Annotated in this window: 17 protein-coding genes; 6 read left to right on the top strand and 11 right to left on the bottom strand. The window is 38.3% G+C overall.

Going from position 1 to position 16,011, the window contains the following annotated elements:
* Positions 1 to 67: 67 nt before the first annotated feature.
* From ftsA to lepB, 8 genes are all read right to left on the bottom strand, one after another.
* Positions 68 to 1,321, bottom strand: a complete 1,254-nt coding sequence (gene ftsA, locus WC906_02735) for a cell division protein FtsA (GenBank protein MFA5777327.1) — start codon at positions 1,319 to 1,321, stop codon at positions 68 to 70.
* Between the two features lie 39 nt (positions 1,322 to 1,360).
* A complete protein-coding gene (locus WC906_02740; GenBank protein ID MFA5777328.1) occupies positions 1,361 to 1,750 on the bottom strand; it encodes a diacylglycerol kinase in 390 nt (129 codons plus the stop codon).
* A gap of 18 nt (positions 1,751 to 1,768) precedes the next feature.
* Positions 1,769 to 2,188, bottom strand: coding sequence for an rRNA maturation RNase YbeY (ybeY, locus tag WC906_02745; protein MFA5777329.1), 420 nt, complete (start codon positions 2,186 to 2,188; stop codon positions 1,769 to 1,771).
* A complete protein-coding gene (locus WC906_02750; GenBank protein ID MFA5777330.1) occupies positions 2,185 to 2,730 on the bottom strand; it encodes a mechanosensitive ion channel domain-containing protein in 546 nt (181 codons plus the stop codon). Before WC906_02750 ends, ybeY begins: the two co-directional genes overlap by 4 nt.
* Before the next feature lie 110 nt (positions 2,731 to 2,840).
* Positions 2,841 to 3,299: a GatB/YqeY domain-containing protein gene (locus WC906_02755; protein MFA5777331.1), complete on the bottom strand. Its 459-nt coding sequence runs from the start codon at positions 3,297 to 3,299 to the stop codon at positions 2,841 to 2,843.
* 68 nt (positions 3,300 to 3,367) lie between these two features.
* Positions 3,368 to 3,619, bottom strand: a complete 252-nt coding sequence (locus WC906_02760) for a hypothetical protein (GenBank protein MFA5777332.1) — start codon at positions 3,617 to 3,619, stop codon at positions 3,368 to 3,370.
* Between the two features lie 141 nt (positions 3,620 to 3,760).
* A complete protein-coding gene (hisS, locus tag WC906_02765) occupies positions 3,761 to 5,125 on the bottom strand; it encodes a histidine--tRNA ligase (GenBank protein ID MFA5777333.1) in 1,365 nt (454 codons plus the stop codon).
* Between the two features lie 96 nt (positions 5,126 to 5,221).
* The gene (gene lepB, locus WC906_02770) at positions 5,222 to 5,860 is read right to left on the bottom strand and encodes a signal peptidase I (GenBank protein MFA5777334.1); all 639 of its coding nucleotides are present in this window, start codon (positions 5,858 to 5,860) and stop codon (positions 5,222 to 5,224) included.
* Between the two features lie 108 nt (positions 5,861 to 5,968).
* Between lepB and WC906_02775 the strand changes: the two genes are divergently transcribed.
* The gene (locus WC906_02775; GenBank protein ID MFA5777335.1) at positions 5,969 to 7,417 is read left to right on the top strand and encodes an LCP family protein; all 1,449 of its coding nucleotides are present in this window, start codon (positions 5,969 to 5,971) and stop codon (positions 7,415 to 7,417) included.
* Between the two features lie 161 nt (positions 7,418 to 7,578).
* Positions 7,579 to 8,100, top strand: coding sequence for an aminoacyl-tRNA hydrolase (pth, locus tag WC906_02780; GenBank protein MFA5777336.1), 522 nt, complete (start codon positions 7,579 to 7,581; stop codon positions 8,098 to 8,100).
* 213 nt (positions 8,101 to 8,313) lie between these two features.
* On the opposite strand, the gene WC906_02785 is transcribed toward pth, so the two are convergent.
* Complete coding sequence (locus WC906_02785; protein MFA5777337.1) at positions 8,314 to 8,691, bottom strand: hypothetical protein; 378 nt, start codon at positions 8,689 to 8,691, stop codon at positions 8,314 to 8,316.
* Between the two features lie 284 nt (positions 8,692 to 8,975).
* On the opposite strand from WC906_02785, the gene dprA reads away from it, so the two are divergent.
* From dprA to WC906_02805, 4 genes are all read left to right on the top strand, one after another.
* Complete coding sequence (gene dprA / locus WC906_02790) at positions 8,976 to 10,064, top strand: DNA-processing protein DprA (GenBank protein MFA5777338.1); 1,089 nt, start codon at positions 8,976 to 8,978, stop codon at positions 10,062 to 10,064.
* Between the two features lie 21 nt (positions 10,065 to 10,085).
* Positions 10,086 to 10,241 carry a GxxExxY protein gene (locus WC906_02795; GenBank protein ID MFA5777339.1) on the top strand — a complete coding sequence of 52 codons (156 nt, stop codon included), beginning with the start codon at positions 10,086 to 10,088 and terminating at the stop codon, positions 10,239 to 10,241.
* A 317-nt stretch (positions 10,242 to 10,558) separates the two neighbouring features.
* A complete protein-coding gene (gene topA / locus WC906_02800; GenBank protein MFA5777340.1) occupies positions 10,559 to 12,793 on the top strand; it encodes a type I DNA topoisomerase in 2,235 nt (744 codons plus the stop codon).
* 121 nt (positions 12,794 to 12,914) lie between these two features.
* Complete coding sequence (locus WC906_02805) at positions 12,915 to 14,390, top strand: RelA/SpoT family protein (protein ID MFA5777341.1); 1,476 nt, start codon at positions 12,915 to 12,917, stop codon at positions 14,388 to 14,390.
* Positions 14,391 to 14,394: 4 nt separating this feature from the next.
* Here the strand turns inward: WC906_02805 and WC906_02810 are convergent, their stop codons facing one another.
* The gene (locus WC906_02810) at positions 14,395 to 15,306 is read right to left on the bottom strand and encodes a ParB/RepB/Spo0J family partition protein (GenBank protein MFA5777342.1); all 912 of its coding nucleotides are present in this window, start codon (positions 15,304 to 15,306) and stop codon (positions 14,395 to 14,397) included.
* A gap of 144 nt (positions 15,307 to 15,450) precedes the next feature.
* Positions 15,451 to 16,011 (bottom strand): ParA family protein (locus WC906_02815; GenBank protein ID MFA5777343.1); only part of this gene is annotated, 561 nt, incomplete at its 5' end.

Below are 16,011 nucleotides of genomic sequence, written 5' to 3' on the forward strand. Positions count from 1 at the left end.
CAACTTATTTTAGTATCTAAATCTAGCATATCAAACCAGATAATGTCAAGCCGCAAAAAAGACTGCTCTAAGGCAAAAATTTCTCCATCCATTTCTTCATTTTTTTCACAGTCTCTTCAGTTGTGTTGGACATATTTCCAAAAACTTTTTTTGTTTCTTTCTTCAAACTCGATTTCTGCTCTTCATTCCAAATTACAAGTCCCACGACCGTCGAAAAAGATGGATCATCAACTTTATTCATTATTCCTCCGAGATTTATTGGAAATCCAATCTGAGCGGGAAGACCTAAAACATTTTTTGCAAGATCGACAAGTTGAGGAAGTTTAGCCCCGCCTCCAGTAATTATCGCTCCGGCCGGAAGAAGTCCGGCTTTTCCGATATTTTTTAATTCCCTATTGACCATTCCGAATATCTCCTCCAGTCTGGCTTCAATAATTTCCGCGACATGATAACGAGAAACAACTCCTGATTCTTGAGAATCAACTTCGGACAAATCTATTTCTTCTTTTTTGCCAACCTCTTCGGAAATGGCATTTCCGAATTCCAATTTTACTTTTTCAGCCACTTCAATCGAAGTACGAAGCCCAATAGCAATATCGTTTGTAACATGTCCGGCGCCTATCGGAAGAACGGCGGTATGGACTAAATCGCCATCTTCAAAAACAGAAATTCCTGTGGTTCCCCCTCCAATATCAATCAAAACCACCCCCAATTCTTTTTGTTTTCTTCCAAGAACAGATTCGGCTGCCGCCAAAGGTTCTAAAATTATTTCATCCATATCTATTCCCGACTGATGAATGCATCTGGTCAGATTTTTAACTTGTCCGGAAGAACATTCAATAACCAAAGCGTTCATTTCCAAGCGAACTCCTTTCATGCCCAAAGGGTCTCTGATGTTTTCCTGATCGTCCAACCGATAATTTTTAGGGATGACATAGATTATTTCTTTATTTAGCGGAAGCGCAACATTTTGAGCTTCGACGATAACTCTTTCCAAATCATCTTCCGTTACTTCTCCGTCAGCTCTTCCTACCGCGATAACTCCTTTTGAATTTTGAAAATTTATTTCGGTTCCGCCAATATTAACGTTAGCGCTCTTAACGGTAACCCCCGCCATTCTTTCGGCTTTTTCCACTGATTCATTGATATTTTTTATCACTTCTTCAACATCGGAAATTATTCCTCTTCTTATTCCGGAAGAAGGCACTTCTCCTACGCCAATTATCCTGGGTATTTCCACATCAGAAAAAGCCTGTACGATAATACAGCGTACATTAGAAGAGCCAACGTCTATCCCCACTATGATATTTTTCTTGGACATAGCTAAATTATACGGTAAAAACTTTTTTTCCGCAAAAAATTAATATGCGAAAATAAAAAGATCTCTAAGATATGGATAAAAAATAATTATCCCTATAGCGGCAACAAAGACAGCTGAAATAAGCACTACTGCCGCCATCATATCCTTAATAAGGCGCGCATAGGGATGAACTCTGGGTTTTAAAATATCAACTACTTTTTCCACTACCGTATTAACAAGCTCCACCACCAAAATCCACATTATCATCAAAAAAAGAACTACCGCTTCCCAACTTTTTATGTCAAAAATTAAAATCAGCGCAACAATAGAAAATGCAGAAATTATCTCTATTTGAAAATTCCTTTCATGAGATATTGCATATTTTACTCCCCTAAAAGCGCACTTGAAGCTCGTGCAAATTTCCTTGATATTCCTTTTTGTCTCTTCCATATTGATTTATTAATTTATTTATCTATATTTTTTGCAAACTTCATCCTGAATTTCATACATCTTCTTGCTATGGCCAAATCCAATGCAATGCAATATCCCGTGCGAAACCACATATGCCATCTCTTTTTTAAGGGATATTTTGTCAATTTCCGAAGATTTTTTCACGTATGCCAGACAGACTATCAGCTCGCAAAAAATATCTTTTTCTTTTTTTTGGGGATATTCGGAAAAAGATAAAATATCAGTAACTTTGTTTTTTTTTCGATAAATCCGGTTGATTCTTTTTATTTCCCTTTCTGATACTATTGCTAGGCTTATGCTTATTTTTCCAGAAAATTTTATTCTGCTCAGCTTAATAGTTTTTGAAGCAACATCATCAAAATATTTTTTAGCCAAGGAACATTTTTCCTGATTGTTAATCTCTATATCGAATTTCATTTTGTTTTACCTATTATTTTCCCCTGGGTAAGATTGGCTACGCTTCCGATAGATCCGTTGGAAATATAAACGAGCCCTTCTTTTTCATCTTTTATGACAGTAGAACGAAAGGAAATTTTTTCCACTTTTCCGGTGAAAGTTCCTATCTTCACTATATCTCCGACATTGTATTGATTTTCTAAAATTATAAATATCCCGCTGACAAAATCCTTAATGAGAGTTTGCGACCCAAAACCGATTGCCAAGCCCAAAATTCCCGCTCCAGCCAAAAGAGGACGGATATCGATACCGATTAATTCAAGTATTAAAAGGACAGCCACGCTTAAGATTATTATATTTCCAACCGTATTGAGCAACAAGGCGATTGTCCTGCCCTTAGCTCTGGCTATTTCCTTTCTTGAAGATTTAAAAATAAAAGAAAAAAACTTATAGACAATCAGCCTGAAGAAGACTTTGAGAAATAGTAATAGAATAAGCAAAACAAGCAATTGATAACCAGCAGTGCCCTTTTCAAGAAAATTTAAGTTAAAATAATTGAACATGAAAATTTATAATTATTCTAATTTCTAACCAATTTCCAATTTATAAATCCCGCCCTTGTTTTTTGGCCATTAGCGTTCGAATGGGTTAGGTTAGCTAGGGCAATCAGAAATTAGGAAATTTTGGCTATTTCTTCTTTCACAATCTTTTTCACCGCATCTCCATCTGCTTGGCCATTTAATCTTTTCATCGCCATTCCCATAACTTTTCCGAAATCTTTCTGAGAATTTGCTCCGGTTTTAGCGATAACTTTCTCTATTTCTTCTCTGATTTTGTCTTCGCTCATTTGCTCTGGAAGATAAATCGAAAGAATTTCCAATTCTTGTTTTTCCTTATCAGCCAAATCCTGCCTGCCTCCTTTTTCATATTGCTCAATACTATCCTTTCTTTGTTTGACTGATTTTTTAATCGTCTCAACAATCTCCTGATCGCTAAGACCTTCTTCTTTTTTCTTTTTTTCAATTTCAGCGTTCTTAATGGCGCTGGAAAGCAAACGCAAAGTATCACGCCTAAGAGCATCTCCTGATTTCAGAGATTCTTTAAGGTCGGAAAGGATTTGTTCTTTGAGCATGCGAATTATTGCAAATACATAAACTAATAAATTCGAATGTATTAGTTTAATATTCGCGACTATTGGCATTATTCCATTTTTCTCTTGATATTCTTCAGTGCTTCATCATCAAACTTCCCAAGTTTTTTAAGCTTGTCAATTTCTTTTCTGATTTTTATCTTATACAAAGCTTCGTCTCTTTTTTCCCTTTTATTCTTCTTGTCTTTGAGAAATCTGGATTTTCTGGCACGCGCCAAAACACCGCTTTGCTGAACTCTGCGGGAAAATCTTCTTATCAAGCTTTCTGATGTTTCTTTTTCCTTTTTTCTTACTTCGATCACAAAAACCCCCTTTCTAATTAATTTTCAATTATCAATGATCAATTTACAATGAATTTTCAATGATTAAATTTACAAAATTTGAAAATTGATTAATTGTAAATTTATTGAAAACAAGTAAATTGAAAATTGTAAATTCCAATTCTAGGCGTGTGAAACTATTATATCGCTTTTTAATATTTTTTTTACGGCATTAATTATTTTTTCATTCGTCACTGTTTCCTGCGATCCGGTCTTCATATTTTTCACTATTACCGTTCCGTCCAGGGCTTCTTTCTGCCCGATAATCAGCGTTATTTCAACTTTAAACTTGTCAGCCACTCTAAGTTGCGATTTCAAGCTTCCTCGACCAAAACTTTCCGCTACCGCTATCCCATTCCTTTCAAGTTCGGAGAACATATTCAAACTTTTCTTTTTGGCTAATTCTCCGAGTTGTGCCAAAAATACTCTTGGAGTTGGAGCCTTGTGCAGTTTGGCGTTAATTCTTTTCATTTCAATTGCAAGCCTGTCTAGTCCAAGACCGAATCCGATAGCCGGAGTATCTTCTCCGCCCAGCATTTTAATGAGCTTGTCGTACCTTCCTCCTCCGCCCAAAGAATAATTCTTTCCTCCATCATCATTCACCCAGATTTCAAAAACAGTTCGCGTATAATAATCAAGTCCTCTGACTAAGCGATTGTTAATAACGTAAGGCAAATTAAGCTCATCTAGATATTCGAGCAAATTCTTGAAATGCAAATGGCAATCAGCGCATAAATGATCGACGGTCTGTGGAGCATTCAGCCCTACCTGAGCGCATTTGTCTTCCTTGCAATCCAAAATTCGAAGAGGATTGATTTCTAGTCTTCTTTTGCAATCCTGACAAAGCTTTTGTTTTCTTGATTCAAAATAACTCATTAAGAGATTGCGATAATCTTTTCGGCACTGGGCGCATCCGATGCTGTTTATCTGGAACTGGATATTTTTAATTCCCAGAGATGTCACTACTCGGTGAGCCAGCTGGATAAGATGCGCGTCCATAATCGGATTATCTTCTCCAAAAATATCGAAATTCCCTTGCCAATGTTCGCGGTATCTTCCTTCTTGCGGCCTGTCATAGCGATAAATCTGTCCTATGGAAAATAATTTTATCGGCTTCGGCAAAACATTCATTCCATTTTGAATATATGAACGGCAAATTCCGGCAGTCATTTCCGGCCGAAGAGCTACCCTGTCTCCGCCTTTGGTTGTGAACGCATACATTTCCTTTTCCACAATGTCGGTCCCTTCTCCAATTGTCCGATTAAAAAGATTGGCATATTCAACCAAAGGAATATCAATCCTTTGAAAACCATATTCATACGATAACCTGGATAATGTTCTTCTGATATGTTCCCAATATGGCTGGCTTTCCGGAAGAATATCCCTCATCCCTCGAGGCGGCTGCAAAAGAATCGGCTCCTTTTCGGGAACTTTTTTAGCCAGTTTCTTAGCTGCTGGCTTCTTACTGACTTTTTTTACTTTCTTCATACTACAAATTACAAATCTGCTACAAATCTACAAATTCTGCAAATAATATCCAAAAAAATATTTGTATATTTGTAATAGATTTGTAGATTCGTGGGTTTAGTATATTGCTACGTTATTAAACGGCCAGGCGCGAACCAATACTTTCCCGACAATAAATTCTTTTCCGACCGGACCAAAAGCTCTTGAATCATGGCTATAGCCCCTATTGTCTCCCATTGCAAAATATTCATTATCGCTAAGCTGTTCCGTCGAATCTCCTTGCGTTTTTAATTCTTGCGGCAAATATCCGCTCTCATCCAAAATAAATCCTTCTGGATTTTCTTTGTTGAAAATGTAGACCTTTCCATCGCTAACTTTTATTTTTTCTCCCGGAAGGCCGATTACTCTTTTGATAAAATATTGTTTAGGATCTTTTGGATATTTGAAAACAACCACATCGCCTCTTTTCAACTCTTTGAAAGAACTCACTGAAAAAAATTGCTTTTCTCCCATTCCGATATCCGTTTCTTTGTATCCCAATTCGTTGATAATCAAATATTGGCCGTCTTTGAAATTCGGTTCCATACTGGCTCCTTGGACAAAAAACGGCTGAAAAAGAAAAACTCTGATTGGAGTTATGATTACAAGAGCTAGAATAAAAACTTTAACAATTTCCAACAAAAAACTTCCTACGCCAAAATAGGACTCTTTTTTTCCATTAAAAACATTGCTCTTTTTAGAGTTTTCTTCTGCCATTGATAAAATTTAATGAATAGCAAACACAACCATTATAACACGGCTAATGCGTCCTTGCAAGTATCGTACAAAGTAGGCTAACATAGAGCTAGCAAGCGAATTATAAATATGTCAAGAAACAAATTTCTAAAAATATTTTTTAAAATTGCAACTTTCACGGCGCTAATTTTGGCTTTTGTTTGGGGAGGATATTTTGTTTTTAAAATCGGAAGCACTGGGAAAAAAATCAGCATTGATAATGAAAGTTCTTCTGTTATGAACAATGTGGGATCATTGATTTCTTCCTTGATTCCAAATAGCAGAAAAATGCTCCGAGGCGAAGAAGACGGAAGAACAAACATCCTGCTTCTCGGAACTGCCGGAAAAGGAAAGCCGGGACAAAATCTCACTGACACAATAATGATGCTCAGCATCGACACAAAAAACAAAAAAATTGCTCTTCTTTCCCTCCCTCGCGATTTTTACGCTAAAATCGCAGACACTTCCTTCTACACCAAAATAAATTCCATCTATCAATACGGCATTAGCCGGAAGGAATACGCCAATCCGATCAAAAAAACCGTGGAAGAAATTACTGGTTCTCCTGTTCATTATTTCATCGTCCTCGATTTTGACGGATTCAAGAAAATAATCGACGACATCGGAGGCATCAATATTTCCGTCGAAAGAGACATCTATGATCCCCGCTATCCCGGACCGAATTATAGCTACGAAACTTTTGAAATTAAAAAAGGACTGCACCTTATGAATGGCGAAACGGCGCTTAAATATGTCCGCGAGCGCCACGACGATCCGGAAGGAGATTTTGGAAGAGCCAAGCGCCAACAGCAAGTTATGCAATCGACAAAAAATAAAGTTTTTTCATTGCAGACTTTTCTGAACCCGATCGCTCTTAATAAATTGCTAAGCGACCTTGGAGAAAATATCAAAACCGACATCGGAATGGATGAAATCGAAGGGTTCCTTGATCTTGCTAAAAAATCCGATACTCAAAATATTACTAATGCAGTAGTTGACGCCTGGAAAAAAGAAAGCATACTCAAGGTTTCTCATATTCCCGCTGGAGGAGTTCAGGCTTTTGTTCTGGTTCCGCGCGTGGGAAATTACAGCGAAATCCAGGATTTGACGCAAAATATTTTTGACCTGGATTCGATTCGCAGAAGAAAAGCGGAAATCGAGAAAGAAAACGCCAGCGTAACGATTATCAATCAAAGCAACTACAGGAATCTTGATTCCAAAGTCAAAGATATTTTGGAAAATAAGATGAAAATAAAAAATATTAAAACGGTTTACTCGGGAAATTCAGGAATCCTAAATAATTCCTATGTCTATGGCAAGACTAACGGGCAAAAAATATTCACGCTGGATGAAATCATCAAAATACTAAAAATAAGATTGGTTGGGAAAAATGATGCTATAATAGAAAAGCAAGAAAGCGACTTGGTTCTGGTTCTCGGAAACGACCTTGGAGACATCGACTCTTTCGAGGAGGGAAATATTGAGGAATTCAAAAACGCTTCCGACAGCCAAAATTATTTTGATTTAATAAAAAAGTAATTAATATTTACAGCATTTGTCATTCCTGGCTTGACCAGGAATCTACGCTCTAGAGTTACGCTAATCTAAATTCATACATCAAACTTGCGATTATCGTTTGTGTAGATTCCTGCTTTCGCAGGAATGACATAATATAATAAATTAATAATGTTAAATATTTTATGATTCTAATAATCGGCCTGGGCAATCCTGGAGAAAAATATGGAAACAACCGGCACAATGCCGGATTCATAATTCTCGACGAGTTAAAAAATGATTGGGATTTTCCTGCTTTTGAATTTTCCCATAAATTTAACTCAGAGATTTCAGAGAAAAATAAAGATAGCGATAAAATAATCCTCGCCAAACCCCAAACTTTTATGAACAATTCCGGAGAGACAGTTCAGAAAATAATGAGCTTCTACAAATTAACTCCGGAAAATATTATCGTCATTCATGACGACTTAGACATTAATTTTGGAGAATATAAAATTTCCACCGATTCCGGACCGGCGGGACATAATGGCGTCCAAGACATCATCGACAAAATCGGCACGCAAAATTTCAAACGCATTCGCATCGGCATCGAAGGCGAAGAAAAAAGAAAAGCCAGGATAATTCCCGGCGATGTTTTCGTACTGCAAGATTTTTCGCAGGAAGAATTGGAAATTATTAAAAATTTGGCGAAAGAAATTAAATTATAATAAAATATTTGTCATCCTGAGTCCCGCTTAGCGGGACGAAGGATCCCGAACAAATATAATAAAAATTTTGTTTGCAAATACTGAGATTCTTCGCGCGGCGCTCAGAATGACGTCGTATAAATAAAAAAGGAGAAGGTCTTTGTCATCGCATTTGTTGCAATTACTGCAATGCGACAACGCAAACCTTCTCCTGATATTTCTGCAATTGTAATGCTAAGTCACTGTGGCTGTAGCTGTTACTTCTTTTTTTCTTGTTACAGTCCTTTTTGTGAATGTGAGCCTCCCCTCTACATCCAACTCCTTCGGCACATCAGTAACCAGTCTTTCGCCCGATGTGTTTGCCACAACGACCTTAATAACCCGGGGGTCGTTGGAAAACTTTACATAATGCCCATCTTCAAGACTTTTGAACTTGATGGGCTTGCCAAGTGCAATACGAATACCTCCTACGTAGCCAGTCACTCCAAAAATTAAAAGAGCGAGGGCTACTAACGCCAGCTCCGTACTTCCCCAAAAACAATAAAGCACGAAACAAGACGTGAACAGTGATACTACATTTAATACTGTCACTAACAACCCACCTTTTAGCATAGTAGAATCCTCCTTTTATTCAAAATGGCTTCCAGAATTTCGTCTGTAGTAGCATCTTCTCTTGAAATATCAAGATTAAATACATTTAACTACTCACGAAACCTAAGGAGGATGGTCCGCTTTCGACTACGGACGAAATTCCAAAAACCATTGCGCCTCTTCGGCGCATTGCCCATTTAAAGGCACTTTTTTGCATCTTTTAAAATAACTACTATAACGGTCTAGTATAGCAAAACATTGGGCTTTTGTCAAGCCTGCGATTTCTTGATATATTCAATAGTGTTATGAAATTTCTCAACGCTCTCAACAAGATCAACGGCCTCGGTCCCCAGAAGATGAAAATGCTTCTGGATTTTTTTGGGTCTCCGGAGAATGTTTGGAAGTCGGACTTCCAAAATTTGGTTCAAAGCGGGATCGGAGAAAGCTTGGCTAATAAAATAGTTTCCGAAAGAGAAAAAATAAATCCCGAAGAAGAAATGGAAAAACTGGCTAAGGAAAACGTGCGAATTATAGCTCTTAACGACTCTGCATATCCTCCGCTTCTTCGGGAAATCCCCAGCGCACCGTATATACTATATATAAAGAGCACTTTGGAGCTTTCGGAAATATTTTCCGGATATTTGATTTCTATCGTTGGATCGCGTAAGATGACAAGTTATGGAAAACAGGTGGCCTATAGTTTCGCTCGCGACTTGGCAACATCCGGAATAACCATTGTCAGCGGAATGGCGCTCGGTATTGATGCCGAAGCGCACACGGGCGCTTTGGAAGTTAAAGGAAAAACCATTGCTATTCTGGGAAGCAGCCTGGAAGATTCCAATATCGGACCGCGAGCTAACTATAATCTTTCCAGAAGAATAATTGAGTCTGGCGCGCTTGTTTCCGATTTTCCTCTGGGAACGCCTTCCGTTCCCGGAAATTTTCCGGCTCGCAATCGATTGATGGCAGGATTAACATTAGGAACGCTGATTGTTGAAGCGCAGATGGAAAGCGGAAGCCTGATCACAGCCAATTTGGCAGTGGAATTCAATCGGGAAGTATTTTCCGTTCCCGGACCGATATTTTCCGAAAGCTCCCAAGGCACAAATAAATTAATCAGGGAGGGGGCGAAATTAGTTACCTCAGTGCAGGATATTCTGGAAGAACTGAATCTGGAAAAAAGAACCGAGATTGAGAAAGCCAGAGAGATTATTCCCGATTCTCCGGAAGAAGAAATCATTCTCAAAAATTTGGGCTGCGAAGCGGTCCACATTGACAAGCTGATTAAACTAACTAAACTTAATACATCAACCGCCCTTTCTGCTCTAGCTATGATGGAAATGAAAGGAATGATAAAAGATATTGGAGGACAAAACTATATAGTATTACGCTAATAGTTGCGAATAAAAAAACAAATGAATGCGAATAGCAAAATAATTTATCCTGAATTGAGCTATAAATTGATGGGAATTTTATATGATGTGCAGAATGAATTAGGCAATAAATATCAGGAAAAATATTATCAGAGAGCTATCGAGATAGAATTAAGAGAAAGGCGTAAAATACAATAAGGAATTACAGGTAGATTTATTATGCAATGGAAATAAGATTGGAAAGTATTTTTTAGATTTTTTAATTGAAGATAAAATAATATTAGAAATAAAAGCAACTGATAGATTCAAAATAACCGACTTCAAACAAATATCCGCATATTTAAAAAGCAAGCAAATTAAGTTAGGAATTATTGCAAATTTCAGAACAGAAAAATTAAGTTATAAAAGAATAATAAATTCAGATATTGAGTATAAACAATTAAATTGATAATCTAATTATTCGCGTTAATTGCAATCAACATTCGCGACCATTAGAATTCAACATTCGCAACTATATGCGTTTAATCATAGTAGAATCACCTACGAAAGCGAAAACAATATCCAAGTTTTTAGGCAAGGGATATAATGTAAAATCTTCTTACGGACACGTTCGAGATTTGCCGACCAGCGTAATGGGAATCGACATCGAACATAATTTTGAGCCGAAATACGTTATTCCCAAGAAAGCCAAGGATAAAGTGGCTATTCTTAAGAGCGCCGCGGAAGAAGCTGATGAAATTGTTCTCGCAACTGATGAAGACCGAGAAGGAGAAGCTATCGCCTGGCATTTGATTAGCGCGCTTGGTCTCGACAAAAAAAAGAGTAAAAAATACGAACGAATCGCTTTTCATGAAATTACCAAAACTGCCATAGAAAAAGCTTTGGAACATCCGCGGGATTTGGATATTAATTTGGTTGACGCCCAGCAAGCGCGAAGAGTTTTGGACAGGTTGGTCGGATACGAGCTCTCCCCTTTTCTTTGGAGCAAGATTAAAAAAGGACTCAGCGCCGGAAGAGTGCAATCTGTCGCTCTTCGAATTATCACCGAGAGAGAAAGAGAAATTGAAAAATTCAAGAAAGAAGATTTTTGGACCATCACCGCTAAGCTCAAAAAAGAGGACGACCAATTCGGCTCCAATCTGCTGGAAAAAAATGGAGAAAAAGTCGAGGAAACTATAACCTTGAAACTTTTTGCCGGAGATTACAAAACCAAAAAAACCATCATCAAAAATGAAAAGGATGCCAAGGAAATAACCGATGAACTTAAATCTTCTTCTTTTGCCATTAAAGATATCGAAGAAAAAGAAACTTTGCGCTCCCCTTCCGCTCCATTCACCACTTCAACGCTCCAACAGTCCGCTATCAATACATTGGGATTTTCGGCTAAAGTAGCTATGATGGCCGCCCAAAGGTTATATGAACAAGGTTTTATCACCTATATGCGAACGGACAGCGTCAACTTGTCATTGGAGTCAATGATTGCAGCCAGAAAAGCCATCACTGAAATGTTTGGAAAAGAATACGCCTTGGAAAATCCAAGGTTCTTCAAGACTAAATCAAAGGGAGCGCAGGAAGCGCACGAAGCTATCCGCCCCGCTTATCCGGAAAAAACTCCCGACGAACTTCCCAAGTCATTGGATGAAAAAGAAATAAAATTATACCGGCTTATTTGGACCAGGATGCTCGCTTCCCAGATGCAACCGGCGACAATGAACTCAGTGCGGGCTGACATTGAAGCAATAGGCAAAAAAAATAAGTATCTTCTGCGCGCCAACGGTTCAACCATCAAATTTGACGGATATCTGAAACTTTATGGAGACAAGATTCCAGTTAGCGAAAACCTTCTTCCCAAAATGAAGGTTGGAGATAAATTAAGCCTGGTAAGCGCCGACTCCGAACAAAAATCAACCACTCCTCCTCCGCGTTACACCGAAGCCGCCTTGGTGAAAGTTCTGGAAGAAAATGGAATCGGCAGACCTTCAACCTATGCTCCGACTATTTCAACCATCATCGACCGGAAATACGTCGAAAAAAATGAAGAAAAAAAATTGATTCCCCTTGAGATTGGATTTTTGGTAAATGACATTTTGGTGGAACATTTTCCGGAAATTGTGAATATGCAGTTTACCGCCAATGTAGAAGAAGAATTTGACGAAATCGCCGAAGGGAAAAAAGAATGGGTTCCGGTTATTCGCGCTTTTTACGGGCCATTCAACAAAAACCTTAAGAAAAAAACTAAAGATGTAAAAAGAGAAGACATTTTGGAAAAATTGGAAAAGAAATGCCCGGAATGCGGGGGCGATCTTTTGGTAAAATTCGGAAGATTTGGAAAATTCATCGCTTGTGTAAACTTCCCCAGCTGCCGATACACCGAAAAAACGGAAGCGGAAAAGAAGGTGGAAGAAGAAAATTCCGGAATAATTTGCGATAAATGCGGAGCGCCGATGGTAGTAAAAAGAGGAAGATTTGGAGCGTTTTTGGGATGTTCCAGATATCCTGATTGCAAGGGCATACAGAGAATAGAAAATAAAACCGGACTCAAATGCCCGAAATGCGGCGTCGGCGACATTGTGGAACGAAAATCCAAGCGCGGAAAAATGTTCTATGGATGCAGCAGTTATCCAAAATGCGATTTCGCCCTTTGGAGCAAACCAACCGGAGAAAAATGTCCAACGTGTGGAGCATTATTAGTTTTTGCCCCGAAAGGAATCGTCCGATGTTCGAGTAAGGAATGCAAGTTTGAGAAATAATTTTCAATTATCAATGATCAATTTACAATGAATTTTCAATGAATTAATTTTCAAATTTTTTAAAATTGAAAATTGAGATATTGATTGAAAACAAGTAAATTGAAAATTGAAAATTTTAGCGATGCTCACAATCAACGACATTTTAAAAGCTGTCAGATTCGGTCTTACCAAAGAAAGAAAACAAAGAATTCTTGACGCTTATGAGTTTGCCAAAAAAGCGCACGCGGGACAAAAAAGAAAATCGGGCGACGAATACGTCCAGCATTCCCTAGAAACGGCGCTTAACATCGCCAAAATAGGAATGAGATCGAAAACTATTACAGCCGGGATTCTTCATGATGTCCCGGAGGATACTTCCGTTACACTTTCTGAACTTGAGGAAAAATTTGGAAAAGAAATCGCTACTTTGGTCGATGGAGTAACTAAGCTTGGAAAAATAAAACTGCGCGGATCCAAGGAAGAATATTTCCTAGAAAATACTAGAAAAATGTTTTTGGCAATGGCAGCTGACGTGCGCGTGGTTATTATAAAACTAGCTGATCGGCTTCACAATATGAGAACTCTGGAGCATCTTCCGGAAGAAAAAAGGGGAAGAATTGCCAAGGAAACAATGGAGATTTTCGTTCCTATCGCCGACCGCTTGGGAATCGGAGAAACAAAAGGAGATCTAGAAGATCTGTCTTTTAAGTTTCTTGATCCGGAAAATTACCGGCACGTAAAAGTTCTGGAAGAAAAACAATATCAAGAGATAGAAAGATATGTAAACAAAACAATCAAAGAGCTGAAAGCTGATCTTGAAAAAGAAAGCATAAAAGTAATTGAAATAAAAGGAAGGGCTAAAAGGCTCCATAGCCTTTATCTAAAGCTGAAACAGCACGATATGGACATTAACCGAATCTATGATTTGGCGGCAGTCAGAATTATTGTTCCAAATATTGCTGACTGTTATGAAGCGTTAGGAATTGTCCACAAGAAATATCACCCGCTAGTTGGAAGAATCAAGGATTACATCTCTTTACCAAAACCTAACGGCTATCAGTCGATTCATACCACTGTTTTTGGTCCTGAAGGAAGAATTTTAGAGGTTCAAATAAGAACCAAAAAAATGGATGACGAAGCGGAATTCGGAATTGCCTCTCATTGGATCTATAGCGAGCAGGAAAAGAAAGGATGGAAAAAATATTTTCTAAAAAACATAACAAATAAGCCTGAGAAAGAAGTTGCTTGGATGAAACAGCTCCGCGAATGGCAAGGAGAGATAGGAAGAGATAATGAAGAATTTATTGACGGACTAAAAATAGATTTCTTAAAAAACCGAATCTTTGCTTTTACTCCCAAAGGAGACATCATTAATCTTCCCGATGGAGCTACGCCGGTCGATTTTGCCTATATGATTCACAGTGAAATTGGAGATCGGACTATAGGAGCCAAAATCGACCGTAAAATAGTCCCATTGAGCTATAAAATAAAAAATGGGCAGGTAGTTGAAATACTTACCTCCAAAGAAAAAAAGAAACCCAGCCAAGATTGGCTGAATTTCGTGAGAACTTCCAATGCCAAAGCGCACATCAGGAGAGAGTTGAAGAAAGAATTATAGAATATCAGCTAGAGATTCTTCCTAATATTCCCTTTAATTCTTCATCTGAATAGTATTCAATGATAATTTTTCCGCCGCGGCCGGATTTGGAAAGTTTTACCTTGGTTCCAAAAATTCCCATCAACTTATTTTCCAGCTCTTTCATATTGGGATCGACATTAACCACCCTACTGTGGGATCTTACTGAAACTTCTTTGGTTTTTTCTTCCACTTGGCGGACTGTGAGTCCGTTTTTTTTGATCATTTCAAAAAGCGCTCTTTGCTTTTCCGGATTAGAAAGCGCTAGAATTGCTTTGGCATGGCCCTCGCTTATTTCCCCAGAAACCAAAGCTTTCTGGATTTCTACCGGAAGGCTGAGAAGCCGAATTTTATTGGATATTGCGCTTCGGCTCTTTCCCATTTTCACCGCCACTTCATCTTGGCTCATTTCAAATTCATCCATTAATTTTTTATAGGCCTTCCCTTCTTCAACCGGATCCAAATCATGACGCTGGACATTTTCCGTAATAGCCAATTCCAGTTTTTCTTTTTCTCCCGCTTCGCGAACAATCACCGGAACTTTCGTAAGTCCCGCTTTTTTGGAAGCCTCGAATCTTCTTTCTCCCGCGACCAATTCGAATTTAGCTCCGCTCTGGGTAACAATCAGAGGCTGAATTATCCCATGCTCCTTAATGGAGGCAGAGAGTTCGTTGATTTTTTCTTCATTAAAATGAAGCCGAGGCTGCTGAGGATTGGGAATAATCTGGTTAATATCTACCTCAATAATACTTTTTCCCTTCAGAATAAAATTGGTTTTTCTGTCATCATCACTGCTAGCGCTTCTCTGAACAGGTTCTGAAGGATTAACATTGGTAGAATAATTTTTCTTGGGAATAAGAGATGAGAGTCCCCTTCCCAGTCCGTAATTTTGAGGCATATTGCATTGGAAATTTCTAATTTCAAATTTCTAATTTCTAAACAATTTCTAATGACTAAATTACAAAATTTTTAAACATTTGACAATTCAGAAATTGAAAATTGATTGAAAATTGAAAATTGAAAATTGAAAATTTTAAAAAACTTATACCGTAAATCCTTTTTTATTATTTTTATCCATTTCTATTATTTCCCTGGCCAGATTTTTGTATGAACGGGCGCCTTTGGAAAATGCGTCAAATTGCAAAATTGATTTTCCGAAACTCGGCGCTTCTGCCAGCCTTACTGAACGAGGAATGACGCTGTCAAACACTCTTCCCGGAAAATGGTCGCGCATTTCGCGGACTACCTGGCGCGCCAGCCGGTTTCTTTTGTCATACATCGTAAGCACTGCGCCCATAATTTTGAGCTCTGGCTGGAGATTCTCTTTGACTAGGTTGATTGTCTCCAAAAGCTGGCTTAAGCCCTCCAGCGCGTAATATTCAGTCTGAACGGGAATTATAATCTCATCGCTGGCTACTAATCCGTTAATTGTGAGAAGTCCAAGACTTGGAGGACTATCAATGATAATATAATCATAATCAGTTCTGATTTGACGCAAAACGTCGTATAACCTGAATTCCCGATTGTCGAAATGAACTAATTCGATTCCCGCTCCAGCCAAGTCCTGCGAAGATGGAATGAGATCATGTCCGAAAACTTCCGT

The sequence above is a fragment of the Parcubacteria group bacterium genome (genome assembly GCA_041657845.1).
Lineage (GTDB): Bacteria > Patescibacteriota > Minisyncoccia > Moranbacterales > JAKLHP01 > JAKLHP01.

What these genes read in the sequence shown, in the direction of transcription:
- ftsA (MFA5777327.1), bottom strand. Translation starts at nt 1,321, where the DNA reads ATGTCCAAGAAAAATATCATAGTGGGGATAGACGTTGGCTCTTCTAAT.
- WC906_02740 (MFA5777328.1), bottom strand. Translation starts at nt 1,750, where the DNA reads ATGGAAGAGACAAAAAGGAATATCAAGGAAATTTGCACGAGCTTCAAG.
- ybeY (MFA5777329.1), bottom strand. Translation starts at nt 2,188, where the DNA reads ATGAAATTCGATATAGAGATTAACAATCAGGAAAAATGTTCCTTGGCT.
- WC906_02750 (MFA5777330.1), bottom strand. Translation starts at nt 2,730, where the DNA reads ATGTTCAATTATTTTAACTTAAATTTTCTTGAAAAGGGCACTGCTGGT.
- WC906_02755 (MFA5777331.1), bottom strand. Translation starts at nt 3,299, where the DNA reads ATGCTCAAAGAACAAATCCTTTCCGACCTTAAAGAATCTCTGAAATCA.
- hisS (MFA5777333.1), bottom strand. Translation starts at nt 5,125, where the DNA reads ATGAAGAAAGTAAAAAAAGTCAGTAAGAAGCCAGCAGCTAAGAAACTG.
- lepB (MFA5777334.1), bottom strand. Translation starts at nt 5,860, where the DNA reads ATGGCAGAAGAAAACTCTAAAAAGAGCAATGTTTTTAATGGAAAAAAA.
- WC906_02775 (MFA5777335.1), top strand. Translation starts at nt 5,969, where the DNA reads ATGTCAAGAAACAAATTTCTAAAAATATTTTTTAAAATTGCAACTTTC.
- pth (MFA5777336.1), top strand. Translation starts at nt 7,579, where the DNA reads ATGATTCTAATAATCGGCCTGGGCAATCCTGGAGAAAAATATGGAAAC.
- WC906_02785 (MFA5777337.1), bottom strand. Translation starts at nt 8,691, where the DNA reads ATGCTAAAAGGTGGGTTGTTAGTGACAGTATTAAATGTAGTATCACTG.
- dprA (MFA5777338.1), top strand. Translation starts at nt 8,976, where the DNA reads ATGAAATTTCTCAACGCTCTCAACAAGATCAACGGCCTCGGTCCCCAG.
- WC906_02795 (MFA5777339.1), top strand. Translation starts at nt 10,086, where the DNA reads ATGAATGCGAATAGCAAAATAATTTATCCTGAATTGAGCTATAAATTG.
- topA (MFA5777340.1), top strand. Translation starts at nt 10,559, where the DNA reads ATGCGTTTAATCATAGTAGAATCACCTACGAAAGCGAAAACAATATCC.
- WC906_02805 (MFA5777341.1), top strand. Translation starts at nt 12,915, where the DNA reads ATGCTCACAATCAACGACATTTTAAAAGCTGTCAGATTCGGTCTTACC.
- WC906_02810 (MFA5777342.1), bottom strand. Translation starts at nt 15,306, where the DNA reads ATGCCTCAAAATTACGGACTGGGAAGGGGACTCTCATCTCTTATTCCC.